Origin of the sequence: Micromonospora sp. WMMB235 (assembly GCF_001855515.1) — a bacterium.
Lineage (GTDB): Bacteria > Actinomycetota > Actinomycetes > Mycobacteriales > Micromonosporaceae > Micromonospora > Micromonospora aurantiaca.
The window spans coordinates 4991611-5006770 of record NZ_MDRX01000001.1; the positions used below are offsets into that span (position 1 = coordinate 4991611).

The window sequence follows — 15160 nt, forward strand, 5'->3', positions numbered from 1 at the left end:
CCTGTCGACGGGTCGTAGCATGGGCCGGGTGGCCCGCACTCCCTCGCCGCGGCTGCCCGCGGCCCGCCGCCCCCGTCTCGTCACAGCGGTGCTCGCCGTCGTCGCGCTGACCGGCACGACCGCCGCGTCCTGCGGCGACGACGCCCCGGCGGTCACAGTCGCCGAGGTGGGCCGCGCGCCGGTCAGCGAGGTGATCGACGCCCCGGCCACAGTCACCGCGCGAGCCGCCGCCACCCTCACCGCACCCGCCGACGGCACGCTCGCACGTCTGCGGGTGCAGCCGGGGCAGCGGGTGACCCGGGGGCAGGTGCTCGCGGTGATCGACTCGCCGTCGGCCCGGGACCGCCTGGCGAAGGCGCGGGACGCGCTGCGTGCGGCGAAGCGGGCCGGGCGGGGCACCGGCACCGGCGGCCTGGGTGGCAGCCGGCGCGGCACCGACCGGGCTGCCGACGAGGCGTTCGCCGCCGCCCGCGCCGCCGCCGGCAAGGTCGGCGATCCGCAGGTACGCGCCGCGCTCCTGCTCCAGGTCCAGTCGGCGCAGCGGCAGTACGAGTCGGCCGCCCGCGCCGCCGACCGGGCCGTGGCCCAGGTGCAGCGCGGGGTCGCCGGCCTGAACAGCGCCGTCGGCGCGCTGTCGTCCGCGCAACGACTCCAGGCCCAGCAGGCGTACGACCTGGCGAAGGCGACAGTGGACGCGTTGACGTTGCGCGCGCCGATCGCCGGTGTGGTGCAGCCGGGCGGCACCCGGTCGGCGGGGCCGGCCGACCTGGCCGGGCTGCTCGGCGCGGCGGGTGGCGCGGCGGTGCCCGGTCTCGACCCGTCGGCGCTGGGCGGTGGCGGGCAGGGCGGCCCGCCGCCGGGGGTGGACGACGCGATCCCGGCCGGTGGCCGGGTCACCGCCGGCACGCCGGTGCTCACCGTCGTGGACATCGGCCGGCTCGGCCTGCTCGCCGAGGTGGACGAGACCGACGTGCTGCTGGTCCGGGCCGGGGTGGCCGCGTCGGTCGAGCTGGACGCGGTGACCGGCGCGACGTACGAGGCGACTGTGCGGTCGGTGGACGTGCTGCCGACCAGCTCGGCGCGGGGCGGCGTCACCTACCGGGTCCGCCTCGACCTGGGCGCCGGCCGCCTCGGTGAGGCCGAGGCCGCTCCGGCACCCCGCCCTGGCATGAACGCCGTGGTACGGCTGCGGGTGCGGGAGGCCGCCGACGCGGTGGCGGTGCCGGCGTCGGCGGTGTTCTCCACCGACGGGCGGGACGCGGTCTGGGTGCTGCGGGACGGCCGGGCCGACCGGGTGCCGGTGACGGTGGGCGTGCAGGGGCAGGACCTGGTGCAGATCGTCGACGGCGTACGGGCCGGTGACCGGGTGGTGGTGCGCGGCGCCGACCAGGTGCGCGACGGCCAGGAACTCCCGTGACCGTACCGGCGGTCGAGGCGGTCGACGTCTGGCGCACGTACGAGCTGGACGGTGTCTCGGTGTCCGCGCTGCGCGGGGTGTCGCTCACCATCGACCAGGGCGAGTACGTGGCGGTGATCGGGCCGTCCGGCTCGGGCAAGTCGACGCTCATGCACCTGCTCGGCGGGCTGGACCGGCCCAGCGGCGGCCGGCTGGTGATCGGCGGGCGGGACGTGACCACGCTCACCGCGCCGGAGCTGGCGACGCTGCGCAACGAGACCATCGGCTTCGTGTTCCAGGCGTTCCATCTGCTGGCCCGTACCTCGGCAGTGGACAACGTGGCGTTGCCGCTCGTCTACCGGGGTGTCGGGGCGCGGCAGCGGCGGGAGCGGGCGGCGGCGATGCTGGGCCGGGTGGGGCTCGGTCACCGGCTGCACCACCGGCCCAACCAGCTCTCCGGCGGCGAGCAGCAGCGGGTGGCGATCGCCCGGGCGCTGGTCACCGAACCGGCGGTGCTGCTCGCCGACGAGCCGACCGGCAACCTGGACAGCGCCACCGGCGAGGCGGTGCTGGAACTGCTGGAACAGTTGAACGCCGAGTCCGGGGTGGCGCTGGTGATGGTGACCCATGACCAGGAGGTGGCCGCCCGGGCACACCGGCGCATCGCGGTACGGGACGGGCTCATCCGGTCCGACAGCCTTCATGATCGACCGGCGTCGGACGGCTCCGGCGTACCTGCGACACTGGACCCCGCTCCCAGCGCGGAGCCCCGGTCCGCGTCCGGAAGCGGCCCGGGGCACCCGCCCGGTGGCCCCGGTGGCGCCACCGGGGCCACCGGGCGCCTTCCGCGCGCCGCAGGCGGCCGTCAGCAGGGCGACGCCGGATGAGGCTGGCCGAGGCGTGGCGGGTGGCGTCGGACGCGCTGCGGGCCAACCGGATGCGCAGCCTGCTGACCATGCTCGGGGTGATCATCGGGGTGGCCTCGGTGGTGATCCTGGTGGCCATCGGCACCGGCACGAAGCAGCAGGTCGAGCAGCAGGTCGAAGGGCTCGGCTCGAACCTGCTGCTGGTGGTGCCGGGCCGGATCGAGGTGGGCAACGCGCCTGTGGTCTCGCCGCTGGACCTCAGCGACGCCGACGCGGTCTCCCGGGTGGTCGGCGACCCCGGCCGGGTCGCCGTCACGGTGGCCTCCGGCGCTACCGCGCGGGCCGGCAACCGGTCCGACTTCACCACTGTGCAGGGCGTCCTGGAGACCACCCCGTCGGTGTTCACCAGGTCGCTGTCGCGGGGCCGCTACCTCACCGGGGCGGACGTGGACACCAGCCGCCGGGTGGCGGTGCTCGGTGACTCGGTGGCCCGCGCGCTCTTCCCCGATCGGGATCCGCTCGGTCAGCAGGTCACGCTGGCCGGGGTGCGGTTCCGGGTGATCGGCGTCTTCGCCCCGCTCGGGCAGAGTCTCGGCGTGGACCGGGACGACGAGGTGCACGTACCGGTGACGGCGGCGCAACGGCTGTGGGGCACCCAGCGCATCGACGGCATCGCGGTGAAGGCGCCGGACCGGGAGCGGATCGACGAGCTCGGCGACCGGATCGTCGCGGAACTGTCCCGCCGGCACCCGGACACCGAGTTCAGCGCCGTCACCCAGCGGCAGATCCTCGGCGTGCTCGGCGACATCCTTGGCGTGCTGACCGGCGTGCTGGCCGCCATCGCGGGCATCTCGCTGCTCGTCGGCGGCGTCGGCGTCTCCAACATCATGCTGGTCTCGGTACGCGAGCGGACCCGCGAGATCGGCCTGCGCAAGGCGGTCGGCGCCCGCCCCCGCGACATCGGCGTGCAGTTCCTGCTGGAGGCGGTGCTGCTGACATCGGTCGGCGGCCTGACCGGGATGGCGCTGGGCGTGGGCACCGCGCTGCTCGTGGACGCGTTCTCCCCGATCCCGGCGGCGATCACCTGGTGGTCGCTGGCGCTGGCGTTCGGCGTCTCCGCGGCGGTCGGCATCGTCTTCGGCGTGGTGCCGGCGCAGCGGGCCGGACGGCTCGACCCGGTGGTGGCGCTGCGCGCCGAGTAGACGGCGGTCGCCCGGATCGGACGAGACACCCGTCCGGGCGAAAAAGCCCTGGTGGACATCGGGTGAACGGCTGTCTCGCCATGATCAAAGGGTGGAAGGGATCGCGCAGGTCACAGCCGTCCCGCTACCGTACTGGTTACACGCGCGTCGCTCGTCGAGGCGGGAACACCTGCCCGGTGACACGCGCCGGGCACGGGAATGGGTCGGTGAGCCATGGCCGGGTCGCAGTCCGACGCACGGCTGTCGGATGTCAGGTTCCTGACCGTCGCCGAGGTGGCGACGGTCATGCGGGTCTCCAAGATGACCGTCTACCGCCTCGTGCACAGCGGTGAGCTGACCGCGGTACGGGTCGGCCGGTCGTTCCGGGTGCCCGAGCACGCCGTGCACGAATACCTCCGGGGCGCCTTCCAGGAGTCCGCCTGAGCCCTCGGCGCACCGTCCGCCGAGTGCGACGAAAAGGGGCATCGACGGGGGCGCGTTGGTCCTGCTGACGCACTCCGGTTAGGCTGGGCCACGACCGTGACCGCTCTCTGGTGTGCCCTGCCCACCACGCTGGTCCGGTCCGTTGTCCGCAAGCGGTCACGGCGCCACCCGTGGTGGTGCCGTCCGGTCCGCCCCGCACGTTGCATCGAAAGGCTGTCGTATGGGCTCGGTGGTCAAGAAGCGCCGCAAGCGCATGGCTAAGAAGAAGCACCGCAAGCTGCTGCGCAAGACCCGCGTCCAGCGTCGCCGTCTCGGCAAGTGACCGGGGCCGGGCAGCAGCCCGGCACCGGCACCACTTGCCAACTGTCGACCCTCGGAGGCTCAGGTGATCAGGCCGCGGACGTCCCGGCTCGATCCCGCCTGCCGCGCTAGGCGCACGACATGACCCCCGGTGACACCTCCGGTGCCCCGGGGGTCGTCGTCGTCACCGGGGTCGGCCGCTGGCTCGGCGCCCACGTGGCCGCCCGGCTCGCCGCCGACGAGCGGATCGAACGCGTCATCGGAGTCGACCCGGCACCACCCAACCCCGAGCTGACCGACCTGCTCTCCGACGTCGAACGCATCCGCCTGGACCTCGACTCGCTCGGCGGCCTCCTGCACGACCTCGACGTCGACACGGTGGTGCACCTGGCGCTCGTCACCGCCCCCGACCCGCAGCAGGGTGGCCGGGCGGGGATGAAGGAACAGAACGTCATCGGCACCATGCAGCTGCTCGCCGCCGCGCAACGCGCGCCCCGGCTGCGCAAGCTCGTGGTCCGCTCGTCCACCGCCGCGTACGGGGTGTCGTTCCGCGATCCGGCCGTCTTCACCGAGGAGACCGAGCCGCGCGAGGTGCCGCGTGGCGGTTTCGGCCGCGACATCCTCGACATCGAGGGGTACGTCCGCGGGTTCCGCCGCCGTAGGCCCGACGTCACCGCGACGGTGCTGCGCTTCGCGCCGTTCATCGGGTACGCCGCCGACACCACGCTCACCCGCTACTTCTCCCAGCCGGTGGTGCCCACCGTCTTCGGCCGCGATCCGCGCCTGCAGTTCGTGCACTTCGACGACGCGCTGGAGGTGCTGCACCGGTCCGTCGCCGAGGATCACCCGGGCACGTACAACGTCGCCGGGCCGGGGGTGCTGTCGCTGTCGCAGGCGATCCGCCGGGCCGGCCGGGTGGCGGTGCCGGTGCTGGAACCGGGCCTGGCCGGGGTCGCCGCGGTCGCCCGCAGTCTGGGCTTCGGCCGGTACGGCTTGGACCAGGTGGACCTCTTCGTGCACGGTCGGGTGGTGGACACCAGCCGACTGGAGCGGGAGTACGGCTTCACGCCCCGCTCGACCGCCGCCGCGTTCGAGGACTTCATCCGCGCCCACCACGGCGGCGTCGTGGTCACCCGGGACCAGCTCGCCGCCGCCGAGCAGTTGGTGCTGGAGAGCATCCGGCAGGTCCGCTCGACCGTACGGGAGCGTTCGTGAGCAGCCCCGACGAGCGGCGTGACGGGCGTTACGACGTACCGCTGGGTGTGCCGGATCCGGGCGCGGAGCCCGCGCGGCGCAACGGGCACCGCCGGGTGACCGCGCCGTCCGCCCGCCCTGCGGCGCCGCCGGACGAGCCGGACACCTCCGCCGACGAGCCGGGCGCCGCCGCCGGCGCGGGCGTTCCGGCCACGCCGCACCAGCCGGCGAAGAAGACAGTGGCCAAGAAGACGGTCGCGAAGAAGGCCGTGGCGAAGAAGGCCGTCGCCAAGAAGGCCGTCGTGCAGCAGGCCCCCGCGGACGAGGCACCGACCGGGAACGCGCCGTCGGGTCCGGCCGTGGCCGACCGGCCGGGGGACCACTGGGACCGCAAGGTGGCCCAGGGGCTGGCGTTCCTGCGGCGGCGGCTCGCCGGTGACTACGAGGTCGACGAGTTCGGCTTCGACCCCGACCTGACCGACGCGGTGGTCCACCCGCTGGTCCGGCTGCTCTACCGGGACTGGTTCCGCACCGAGGTCAGCGGCATCGAGCACGTACCAGACGAGGGCGCCGGTCTCGTCGTCGGCAACCACTCCGGCACCGTGGCGCTCGACGCGCTGATCCTCTCCACCGCGCTGCACGACCGGCACCCGGCGCACCGCTACCTGCGGCTGCTCGGCGCCGATTTGGTCTTCCGGATGCCCGTCGTCTCCGAGATAGCCCGCAAGACCGGCGGCACCGTCGCGTGCAACCCGGACGCGGAGCGGCTGCTCGGCAACGGGGAACTGGTGGGCGTGTTCCCGGAGGGCTTCAAGGGCGTCGGCAAGCTCTACGCCGACCGCTACAAGCTCCAGCGCTTCGGCCGGGGCGGGTTCGTCTCCGCCGCGCTGCGCACCGGTACGCCGATCGTGCCGGTGGCGATCGTCGGCGGCGAGGAGATCTATCCGATGCTCGCCGACATCAAGCCGCTGGCCCGGCTGCTCAAACTGCCGTACTTCCCGGTCACGCCGACGTTCCCCTGGCTGGGGCCGCTGGGCATGGTGCCGCTGCCGAGCAAGTGGCTGATCGAGTTCTGCCCGCCGATCCCGACCGCGCACCTGCGTGACGCGGCGGACGACCCGCTCGTGGTGTTCAACCTCGCCGACCAGGTGCGGGAGACGATCCAGCAGACGCTGCACAAGCTGCTCGAACGCCGGCCGGACCCGTTCGGCCCCTGAGCCGGGCCGCGCCGGTCAGACGTCGCGGTGGCGGCGCCGGTGCAGCGCCAGACCGGCCGTGACCGCGCCGGCGAGCAGCCCGGCCGCCGCGGTGGAGGGCACGGCGATGCGTACGGCCCGGCGCCCGGTGCGGAAGTCGCGCACGTCCCAGCCCTGCTCGCGGGCCTGCCGCAGCAGCGCCGGATCGGGGTTGACCGCCACCGCACGGCCGACCGCGCGGAGCATCGGCAGGTCGTTCGCCGAGTCGCTGTAGGCCGCACACCGGGCCAGGTCCAGCCCTTCCACGGAGGCGAGCTGGGTGACCGCCTCGGCCTTCGCCGGCCCGTGCATCAGGTCACCGACCAGCCGCCCGGTGTACGCGCCGTCGACCACCTCGGCCACAGTGCCGATCGCGCCGGTCAGGCCGAGCCGGGTCGCGATCACCCGGCCGATCTCCACCGGGGCGGCGCTGACCAGCCAGACCCGCTCGCCCGCGTCGAGGTGGCGCTGCGCCAGGCGACGGGTGCCGGCCCAGATGCGCGGTGCCATCAGCTCGTCGAAGATCTCGTCGGTGAGGCGTTCCATGTCGTCGACCCGCCAGCCCTGGACGAAGGCGAGCGCGGCCTCCTTGGCCTGCGACATGTCGCCCGCGTGCTCGGTGGCGAGCAGCCGGAACCGTGCCTGCTGCCAGGCGAACCGGGCCAGGTCCCCGGTGGTGAAGTACTTCCGGGCGGCCAGCCCGCGGGCGAACCAGTAGATCGATGCGCCCTGCATCATCGTGTTGTCCACGTCGAAGAACGCGGCCGCGGTGGGGTCGGGCGTGACTGTGGTCGCCGGTGCCGACGGGGTCTCCGACCAGCCCGCGGTGTGCCCGTGCGCGTCGGTGCTGACGGTCACCTTCCGGCTCCCGGCCACGGCGACCTCCCTGCCTCGACGACGGCGTACGCCCACCTCGTCGAGCGTATCCGGCACGATGTGACGGCCGGGTGTCCGCCGGGAGAAGTGTGGCGCGGTAGGCGTCCGCCGCTCAGCGGTCGGCCGGGCAGGTGGCCGGAGCGGGCCCGAGCATGTCGCTGGCCTGCGGCGCGGGCAGCCCGCAGGCGATCGCCTCGCGGAGCGCGTCGGCGCGCTTGCCCGCCGCGTCGAGCAGGGACAGCGAGCGGCGGGTGCGGTCCCGGTCGGCGTGGTCGGGCCGGTCGAGCAGGCCGCTGACCACCCGGCGCTGGCCGGCGAGGAACGTGTCCACCGCGTCCAGCGCCGTCGGGTCCGAGCGCTGCGCGGCGACAGTGGTCAGCAGGCGTACGCCCTGGCGGGTGTCCGCGTCCATGTCGTCCAGGACGGCGCTGAAACCGATGCGGTCGTCGCGCACCGAGGCGGCCTCGTCGAGCCGGGTGCGGGCGAAGTCGAGGAAGAGCTGGCCTCGGCTGATGTCCGAGCTGGCGAGCGCGAGCTGGGCGCGCTCGGTGGAGCGCTTCATGCCGTACAGGGCGTCGCCGGGCAGCGCGTTCTCGCTGGCGGCGGAGATACCGGAGAGGGCGACCGCCCCGGCGGCCACGCCGACCAGGATCGCGCCCCGGGCCCGCGCCCGGCGGCCGGTGATGGCGGGGAGCAGCGCACCGCGTACGCCGGAGGTGCCGGTCCTGGCCGGAGCGCCGACGCCCTCGCGTTCGGCGGTGGCCACGAGCATCGCCCGCAGGCCGGTACGGAACTCGGCGTCCACCTCGACGTCGGGCCGATCGGCGGTGAGCCGGCGGCTCACCTCGACGAGTGCGGTGAGTTCACCGTCCGCCTTGGACCGGACGTGGTGCCGGCGTCCGCCGTTGGCCTCGTCGAGGAGTTGCGCGAAGCGCTCGGCTCGCCGACGGGAGAAGAGGTCGCTGTCCACCGCGGCACCCCCTCTCGCTGGTCACGGCCGGGCGGCCGTCGTCGTCACCAGCGACCGGTGGCAGCGTGTGGCCCAGGGCCGACCGGAACGGCCGACCTGACCCGCCGGACCGGGTGGCCCGGGGGACGCCGGGACAACCACTGGTCGCACCCGGAGAAACGGACCGCGCCGGTCGCCGGTTACGGCTGGGGCGGCGGCGAAATCACCGGGAGTGAGGGGCGGGTGGGGGGTACGTCGGGCATGCGACACCGCCCGGCGTCGTGCGCCGGCCGGGTCGGGACCGTCAGGAGTGGAAGCCGTCGGGCAGCAGCCGGGCCAGCGCCCGGACCGCCCGGTACTGCAGGGCCTTGATGGCGCCCTCGTTCTTGCCCATGGAGCGGGCCGTCTCGGCCACCGAGAAGCCCTGGAGGAATCGCAGCACGATGCATTCCTGCTGCTCCGGGTTGAGCTGCTTGACGGCGGTGAGCAGGGCGACGTTCGTGATGTGTTCCACCACCGCCGCCTCGGGGCTGCCCTCGGGTCCGCGGTCCTCCCGGTCGGCGTCCAGGACGTCACCGGTGGTGACCTCCAGCCGGTAGCGCCCGGACTTGAAGTGGTCGGCGACCAGGTTGCGGGCGATGGTGACCAGCCAGGCGCCGAGGTCGCGCCCCTGCCAGGTGAAGCTGCCGATCCGCTTGAGCGCCCGCAGGAACGTGTCGGAGGTGAGGTCCTCGGCGAGCTGGCGGTTGCCGACGCGGAAGTAGACGAACCGGAAGACGGTGTCGACGTACCTGTCGTAGATCAGCCCGAACGCCTCGGACTCGCCCGCCTGTGCGCGCTCGACCAGCGTCCACACCTCGGTGGCCGGGTCGGACGGGTCGGGGCGGCTGGGGAAGCCGGTGGCGGGCGCGGCGGCCGGCACGGCGGGCAGGACGGCGGTGTCGCCGGTGGTCACCGCCGGCAGGACCGCGGTCTCGGCGGCGGACGGCTCGGCCCCGGTCGCCGCGTCGCCGCGTCGCGCCTGGGCCGGCATGGTCGGGCGGGTCGGACTGCCCAGGCGGCCGGTCGCGGGCTTCGCGTTGCCGCCCGGGGTCGCGGGGCGGGGCGGCGCCTCGTTCGTGTGGTGCGCGCGGCTGCGGACGCGCCGCCCGTCGCCGCGTACCGCGAGCTGGCCGTCGGTGCCCCGGGGGCCGGGGTCCGCGCGCTCGTTGAGCGGGTTGCGCTGGGCCGGGCCGGTGACACCGGCCGGTCGTTCGGCGTAACCGAAGGTGGTCACCGCGCCTCCCCAGGCTGAGCGGACAGTGACCGCGCCGGAGGACCGGGTAACACCCGGTCGGGCACGGCCGGGTCGGGACGTGCCGGCGGGCGGCAGATCCCCTTGAGGTGCTGGTCCAATGCGCTCACGGGCACGGGGGCCTCCTCGGGCTGAGGGGTGTCGACTCACGGCAAATGGGGTGAGCCGACCCGAGTGATGATAGGGCCAACGTCACCCACGCGTGGCAAGTCCGTTACACAGAGCGGAAGTATTTCCCGCCAGGTCGCACACATGGCGGACCCGTTGTCCGTCGTGTGTGGTTGACTTTCGCGCCGGAACCTGGTCCGCAGTGGAAAGTCCTGGTCGGAGCCGATTTTCTTTTCGCTCGGCGTGTCGCGGGAGCGGTGCGGCCGGGTCACGTCCGGCTTCCCGCCCGGGCACCGGTGGAGATCCTCATCCCGTGGCTAGGAATCCCACTGCACGGCAATTGCAGTCCCGTGCGGCGGACCCGGCGCCGTGTTCGGGCATGGCCTGTCGGACACCGCTGTGCCAGACTCAGCCACCGTGCAGGACGCCGCCGAAAGCTCCGCGCCGAACCTCGCCGACCGGCTCCGCCACGCCGCCGCGCAACGGGGCGACCGGGCCGCGCTGCACTGGCGCGACCGGACGCTGCTCTGGTCCGAGCTGGACGACGCGGTCACCGCCACCGCCCGCGCGCTGCTCGCCGACGCGCCACCGGCCGACGGAACCGGCCACCCGCCCCGGGTGGCGATCGCGTTCGGCAACACCCCCGACTTCGTGGTCACCTACCTCGCCGCGCTCCGGGCCGGGCTGGTGGCCGTACCGGTCAACCCGACGCTGACCGCCCGCGAGCTGCGGCACGTCCTCGCCGACTCCGGCGCGGCCGTGCTCGTCGGCGCCCCCGAGGTGACCGCTCGGGTGGACCCCGCCGAGCTGCCCGCGCTGCGTGCCGTGCACACCGCGCCGCCGGTGTCCGGCGACGCCGCGCCGGCCCGGTTCCCGGCCCGCTCCGGCGACGACCTCGCCGTCCTGCTCTACACCTCCGGCACCGAGGGCCGGCCCAAGGGCGCGATGCTGTCGCACCGGGCGCTCGCCGCCAACCACGACCAGGTCGACCGCATCGAACCACCTGTGGTCGGCCCCGACGACGTCGTGCTGCTCGCCCTTCCGCTGTTCCACGCGTACGGGTTGAACTCCGCACTCGGCGCCGTCGTGCGGCACGGGGCGACCGGGGTGCTCGTCGACGAGCCCGGCCCGGCCGGTGCGCTGGACGACATCGCCCGGCACCGGGTCACAGTGCTCGTCGGCGTACCGCCGATGTTCCTGACCTGGGCCGAGGCGGAGCGTGACCCGGCCGCCGCGCTCGCCTCGGTACGCGTCGCGGTGTGCGGCGCGGCGCCGCTGCCGCTCGCAGCCGGCGCGCACTTCACCGAGCTGACCGGGCACCCGGTGCACGTCGGCTACGGGCTCACCGAGACCGCGCCGGTGCTCACCTCGACGCTCGTCGGCGGCGAGCCGAAACCAGGTTCGATCGGCCGCCCGCTGCCCGGCGTCGGGCTGCGCCTCGTCGGGTCCGACGGCACCGAGCTGTGGCGCGACGGGGTGCCCGCCGACGCCCCCGACGAGGACGAGATGGACCTCTCCGACGAGCCGTCCGGCACCGATCCCGGGCAGATCGTGGTACGCGGCCCGAACCTGTTCGCCGGATACTGGCCGGACGGGCGGGGTGGGCCGGACCCGGACGGCTGGTGGCCCACCGGCGACGTGGCGTACGCCGACGGCGACGGCGACCTGTTCCTGGTCGACCGGCTCGGCGAGCTGATCCTCGTCAACGGCTTCAACGTCTACCCGCACGAGGTGGAGCTGGTGCTCCAGGCGCACCCCGGGGTGGCCGAGTCGGCCGTCCTGGGCGTGCCGCACCCGCGGACCGGCGAGACTGTGCGGGCGTACGTGGTCCGGGCGGCCGGCCCGCCGGTGACGGCGGAGGACCTGCTCGCCCACTGCGCGCGTAACCTGGCCCGGTTCAAGTGCCCGACCGCCGTCGAGTTCGTCGACAGCCTGCCGTACTCGGCGATCGGGAAGGTACGCAAGACCGAGCTGCGCCCGGCGCCCGCGGTGCCGTCCCCGGCGACGCCGACCGAGATCCGCACGGAGGTATCCGATGTCCAGTGACCCGAGGCTCATCCTGATCACCCGGCCCGGCTGCCACCTGTGCGACGACGCCAAGGCCGCGCTCGACCGGGTGGTGGCGGTCACCGGCGACCGGTGGGTGGAGCGGGACGTCACAGGCGACCTGGAGATGGAGCGCGACTACGGCGACCGGCTGCCTGTGGTGCTGCTCGACGGCAAGGAGCACGGCTACTGGCGGGTCGAGGAGGACCGGCTGCTGCGCGATCTGACCACGCCGCAGCTCTAGCACTATGGTGCTCGGGTGACGGGTATGCGACGCCACCTCGTGTGGGACTGGAACGGAACGCTCCTCGACGACCTCGACCTGGTGGTTCAGGCCACTAACGTCGCCTTCGCCAGCGCCGGCGGACCGGCGGTCACCGCGGCCGAGCACCGGGTCCGGTTCCGGCGGCCGATCGCCGACTACTACGCCGAGATGCTCGGCCGGGCCGTGGACGCCGAGGCGTTCGGGACGCTCGACCGGGTCTTCCACGACGCCTACCGGGCCGGGCTGACCACCTGCGCCCTGGCCGCCGACGCCACCACCGCGATCGAGTCCTGGGAGGGCAGCCAGTCGCTGCTGTCCATGTGGTTCCACGACGAGCTGGTGCCGACCGTGCACACGTACGGCCTGACCCCGCACTTCCGCCGGGTGGACGGGCTGCGCGCCACGGTCGGCGGCGGGCACAAGGCCGAGTGGCTGGAGAAGCACCTGGCCGAACTGGGGCTGGGCGGGCACGAGGTGGTGCTGATCGGCGACTCGCTCGACGACGCCGACGCGGCCGCCTCGGTCGGCGCCCGCTGCGTCCTCTACACCGGCGGCCTGTCCGACCCGGACCGGCTGCGCGGCAGCGGCCACCCGGCCGCCGACACGCTCACCGAGGCGGTGACAGTGGCCCGCACGCTCGCCTGACCGGCCCGGTCAGGCGCGCAGGTGGGCCAGGACGGCCAGGACGCGGCGGTGGTGGGTGGTCGCGTCCGGGGGCAGGTCGAGCTTGGTGAAGATGTTGCGGACGTGCTTCTCCACCGCGCCGTCGCTGACCACGAGCGTCCGGGCGATGGCGGTGTTCGAGCGGCCCTCGGCCATCAGCGCCAGCACTTCGCGCTCGCGCGGGGTCAGCGACGCCAGCGGGTCGTCGCGCCGCCGCCGGACCAGCAACTGGCTGATCACCTCCGGGTCGAGCACGGTGCCGCCGGCCGCCACCCGGGCCAGGCCGTCGAGGAACTCGTCGATCGCGGCGACCCGGTCCTTGAGCAGGTAGCCGATCCCACCGCCGCCCCCGCCCGCGGTGTCCAGCAGGTCGTCGGCGTACGACACCTCGACGTACTGGGACAGCACCAGGATCGGCGTACCGGGCACCCGGCGGCGGGCCTCCACCGAGGCGCGCAGTCCCTCGTCGGTGTGTGACGGCGGCATCCGCACGTCCACCACCGAGACGTCGGGCCGGTGCGCCACCACCGCCTCGACCAGCGCGTCACCGTCACCGACGGCCGCCACCACCTCGTGCCCGTACTCGGTCAGCAGCCGGACCAGCCCCTCCCGGAGCAGTACGGCGTCGTCCGCGATCACCACCCGCATGGGTCCGGTGTCTATCACGCCCGGACCCGGTTGCCGCCCGGCGGCCCGGATGCCGGGCGCGCCGCGCCACCGCGCGACGGCCCGGAGCCCGGGCGAACCAGGTCACCTCGGCAGTTCGGCGTGGATCCGGGTCGGGCCGCCGGCCGGGCTGGCCACCTCCAGGGTGCCGCCCGCCGCCCGGACCCGGTCGGCGATGCCGCTGAGCCCGTGCCCCTTGGCCAGGTGCGCGCCGCCGGCGCCGTCGTCGGTGACGGTGATCTCCAGCCGGCCCACCTTCCGGGTGACCTCCACCCGGCAGATGTTCGCCCGGCTGTGCTTCGAGACGTTCGTCAGGGCCTCGGCCACCACGAAGTACGCGGTGCTCTCCAGCCCCGGGTCGAGCCGTCCGGCGGCGGTGCCCAGGTCGTCGTCCACGGCCAGCTCGGTGGGTACCAGGGCGCGGGCGGCGAGCGCGGCGAGCGCGCTGGGCAGGCCCCGGTCGACCAGGATCGGCGGCGCGATGCCCCGGGACAGGGCACGCAGCTCGTCCAGCGTCTCCCGGGTCTGCGCGACCGCCTCGTCGAGCGTCTGCCGGGCCGCCTCCGGGTCGGCGGCGAGCTGGTGGCGGGCCCGGCCGAGGTCCATGGCGAGCCGGACCAGCCGCTGCTGCGGGCCGTCGTGGATGTCGCGCTCCAGCCGGCGCAGCGCGACCGCCTCGGCCGAGGCGGCGGCCCGCTTCTGCTCCTCCAGCGTGACGATCCGCTGCCGCATCTCGGCCACGCCGGTGAGCAGCGAGTACGCCAGCCCGGCCTGGAGCCGGGCGCACCCGCGTGCCACCAGCGGGAGGGTGAACAGAGCGAACAGCCCGATCGCGGTGTTCAGGGCGATCCGCGCGCCGGGGCCGTCGCCCATCCCGAGGAGCTGGCTCAGGTCCTGGTCGTCCGCGCCGCGCGGGATGGCCCAGTCGTACGCGATGTAGAGGGTGCCGCCCAGTGCGAGCACCCACCAGACCACGAGCAGCACGAACGTGGGCACCGCCACGAGCAGCCGGACGAAGGCGTGCAGCAGGTCGAGCCACGACTGCGCGTCCCGGATCGGGGTGAACACCCGGCGCCAGAACCCGGCACCCGGCTCCGGTCTGCGGTAGACCGGGCGTACCCGGGGCCGGTCCTGCACCCCGGCGAGCCGGAGCCGCTCGATGTCGGCCAGCCCGCGGGCCGCGTAGAGGAAGCCGGCGAGGATCGGCAGGCCGAGCGTGGTCACCAGCAGCCCGGCGCTGAGTGAGATCCCCACCACTGCCAGCACGAAGCTGACGATCGCCAGCGGGAGGCCCACGAGCACGTAGGTGGTGTCGCGGGCGAGGCGGCGCAGGAGCCCGTGGACGGGGGACAGCGGAGCGGGCGCGGTGGCCAGTGGTGCTGCGGTCATGGTTCGAGGCTATGGGCGCGTGCCCCGCCGACCCATCCCGCACGCTGGCCTGTTCGGGGTGGGGTTCTCCCTACTCGAAACGTGAGACTCGCCTCGCCACGCCGGTCACGGAGCGCTACGGGCCCCGCGCGATTGGTCAGGGAAGTCTGGATTGAGCAATAATCGGCATGCGCCGCCGAGAGACGCGGTTGATCGATCTTGCGGGAATGGAGGGGCAGGTGAAGGCGCGTCGCGAGCTTTCAAGATCGCGATTTGTGCACCCCTTCACAAACACCTACTCTGTAGTTC

At 74.2% G+C, this 15160-nt stretch carries 15 protein-coding genes; 10 read left to right on the top strand and 5 right to left on the bottom strand.

Annotated elements, in window-relative coordinates; translation table 11 throughout:
• Positions 1–19 precede the first annotated feature (19 nt).
• The 7 genes from BFV98_RS22025 (at position 20) to BFV98_RS22050 (ending at position 6598) form a co-directional block, all read left to right on the top strand.
• Entirely contained in the window at positions 20–1417 is a 1398-nt protein-coding gene (locus tag BFV98_RS22025; protein WP_071097651.1) for an efflux RND transporter periplasmic adaptor subunit, read from the top strand.
• Positions 1414–2283, top strand: coding sequence for an ABC transporter ATP-binding protein (locus BFV98_RS22030; RefSeq protein ID WP_013288761.1), 870 nt, complete (start codon positions 1414–1416; stop codon positions 2281–2283). The genes BFV98_RS22025 and BFV98_RS22030 overlap by 4 nt, the downstream gene beginning before the upstream one ends.
• Positions 2280–3464 carry an ABC transporter permease gene (locus tag BFV98_RS22035; protein WP_013288760.1) on the top strand — a complete coding sequence of 395 codons (1185 nt, stop codon included), beginning with the start codon at positions 2280–2282 and terminating at the stop codon, positions 3462–3464. Before BFV98_RS22030 ends, BFV98_RS22035 begins: the two co-directional genes overlap by 4 nt.
• Positions 3465–3677: 213 nt before the next feature.
• The gene (locus tag BFV98_RS22040) at positions 3678–3887 is read left to right on the top strand and encodes a helix-turn-helix domain-containing protein (protein WP_013288759.1); all 210 of its coding nucleotides are present in this window, start codon (positions 3678–3680) and stop codon (positions 3885–3887) included.
• Between the two features lie 220 nt (positions 3888–4107).
• A complete protein-coding gene (locus BFV98_RS31575) occupies positions 4108–4209 on the top strand; it encodes a 30S ribosomal protein bS22 (RefSeq protein ID WP_007465623.1) in 102 nt (33 codons plus the stop codon).
• Between the two features lie 119 nt (positions 4210–4328).
• Entirely contained in the window at positions 4329–5402 is a 1074-nt protein-coding gene (locus tag BFV98_RS22045) for an NAD-dependent epimerase/dehydratase family protein (protein WP_013288758.1), read from the top strand.
• A gap of 338 nt (positions 5403–5740) precedes the next feature.
• Entirely contained in the window at positions 5741–6598 is an 858-nt protein-coding gene (locus tag BFV98_RS22050; RefSeq protein ID WP_030269196.1) for a lysophospholipid acyltransferase family protein, read from the top strand.
• A 15-nt stretch (positions 6599–6613) separates the two neighbouring features.
• On the opposite strand, the gene BFV98_RS22055 is transcribed toward BFV98_RS22050, so the two are convergent.
• The 3 genes from BFV98_RS22055 to BFV98_RS22065 all read right to left on the bottom strand — a co-directional run bounded on the left by BFV98_RS22055 (position 6614) and on the right by BFV98_RS22065 (position 9717).
• Complete coding sequence (locus tag BFV98_RS22055) at positions 6614–7492, bottom strand: HAD family phosphatase (protein WP_071097653.1); 879 nt, start codon at positions 7490–7492, stop codon at positions 6614–6616.
• Positions 7493–7604: 112 nt separating this feature from the next.
• Positions 7605–8462, bottom strand: a complete 858-nt coding sequence (locus tag BFV98_RS22060; RefSeq protein WP_071097655.1) for a DUF5667 domain-containing protein — start codon at positions 8460–8462, stop codon at positions 7605–7607.
• A 283-nt stretch (positions 8463–8745) separates the two neighbouring features.
• A complete protein-coding gene (locus BFV98_RS22065) occupies positions 8746–9717 on the bottom strand; it encodes an ECF subfamily RNA polymerase sigma factor, BldN family (RefSeq protein WP_013288754.1) in 972 nt (323 codons plus the stop codon).
• 495 nt (positions 9718–10212) lie between these two features.
• Between BFV98_RS22065 and BFV98_RS22070 the strand changes: the two genes are divergently transcribed.
• Genes BFV98_RS22070 through BFV98_RS22080 form a run of 3 tightly spaced genes read left to right on the top strand, consistent with a single transcriptional unit; the run spans position 10213 to position 12799 of the window.
• Complete coding sequence (locus BFV98_RS22070) at positions 10213–11889, top strand: AMP-binding protein (protein ID WP_071097656.1); 1677 nt, start codon at positions 10213–10215, stop codon at positions 11887–11889.
• Positions 11879–12133 carry a glutaredoxin family protein gene (locus BFV98_RS22075; RefSeq protein ID WP_013288752.1) on the top strand — a complete coding sequence of 85 codons (255 nt, stop codon included), beginning with the start codon at positions 11879–11881 and terminating at the stop codon, positions 12131–12133. Before BFV98_RS22070 ends, BFV98_RS22075 begins: the two co-directional genes overlap by 11 nt.
• Positions 12134–12157: 24 nt before the next feature.
• Positions 12158–12799 carry an HAD family hydrolase gene (locus BFV98_RS22080; protein WP_013288751.1) on the top strand — a complete coding sequence of 214 codons (642 nt, stop codon included), beginning with the start codon at positions 12158–12160 and terminating at the stop codon, positions 12797–12799.
• A gap of 9 nt (positions 12800–12808) precedes the next feature.
• Here BFV98_RS22080 and BFV98_RS22085 read toward each other — a convergent pair whose 3' ends face one another.
• Both BFV98_RS22085 and BFV98_RS22090 read right to left on the bottom strand, forming a co-directional pair.
• Positions 12809–13465, bottom strand: coding sequence for a response regulator transcription factor (locus BFV98_RS22085; RefSeq protein ID WP_013288750.1), 657 nt, complete (start codon positions 13463–13465; stop codon positions 12809–12811).
• A gap of 102 nt (positions 13466–13567) precedes the next feature.
• Positions 13568–14872 (bottom strand): sensor domain-containing protein, encoded by a 1305-nt coding sequence (locus BFV98_RS22090; RefSeq protein WP_013288749.1) that lies wholly within the window; start codon positions 14870–14872, stop codon positions 13568–13570.
• Positions 14873–15160: the final 288 nt, after the last annotated feature.

What these genes read in the sequence shown, in the direction of transcription:
- BFV98_RS31575 (WP_007465623.1), top strand. Translation starts at nt 4,108, where the DNA reads ATGGGCTCGGTGGTCAAGAAGCGCCGCAAGCGCATGGCTAAGAAGAAG.
- BFV98_RS22080 (WP_013288751.1), top strand. Translation starts at nt 12,158, where the DNA reads ATGCGACGCCACCTCGTGTGGGACTGGAACGGAACGCTCCTCGACGAC.
- BFV98_RS22040 (WP_013288759.1), top strand. Translation starts at nt 3,678, where the DNA reads ATGGCCGGGTCGCAGTCCGACGCACGGCTGTCGGATGTCAGGTTCCTG.
- BFV98_RS22075 (WP_013288752.1), top strand. Translation starts at nt 11,879, where the DNA reads ATGTCCAGTGACCCGAGGCTCATCCTGATCACCCGGCCCGGCTGCCAC.
- BFV98_RS22090 (WP_013288749.1), bottom strand. Translation starts at nt 14,872, where the DNA reads ATGACCGCAGCACCACTGGCCACCGCGCCCGCTCCGCTGTCCCCCGTC.
- BFV98_RS22085 (WP_013288750.1), bottom strand. Translation starts at nt 13,465, where the DNA reads ATGCGGGTGGTGATCGCGGACGACGCCGTACTGCTCCGGGAGGGGCTG.
- BFV98_RS22035 (WP_013288760.1), top strand. Translation starts at nt 2,280, where the DNA reads ATGAGGCTGGCCGAGGCGTGGCGGGTGGCGTCGGACGCGCTGCGGGCC.
- BFV98_RS22045 (WP_013288758.1), top strand. Translation starts at nt 4,329, where the DNA reads ATGACCCCCGGTGACACCTCCGGTGCCCCGGGGGTCGTCGTCGTCACC.
- BFV98_RS22025 (WP_071097651.1), top strand. Translation starts at nt 20, where the DNA reads ATGGGCCGGGTGGCCCGCACTCCCTCGCCGCGGCTGCCCGCGGCCCGC.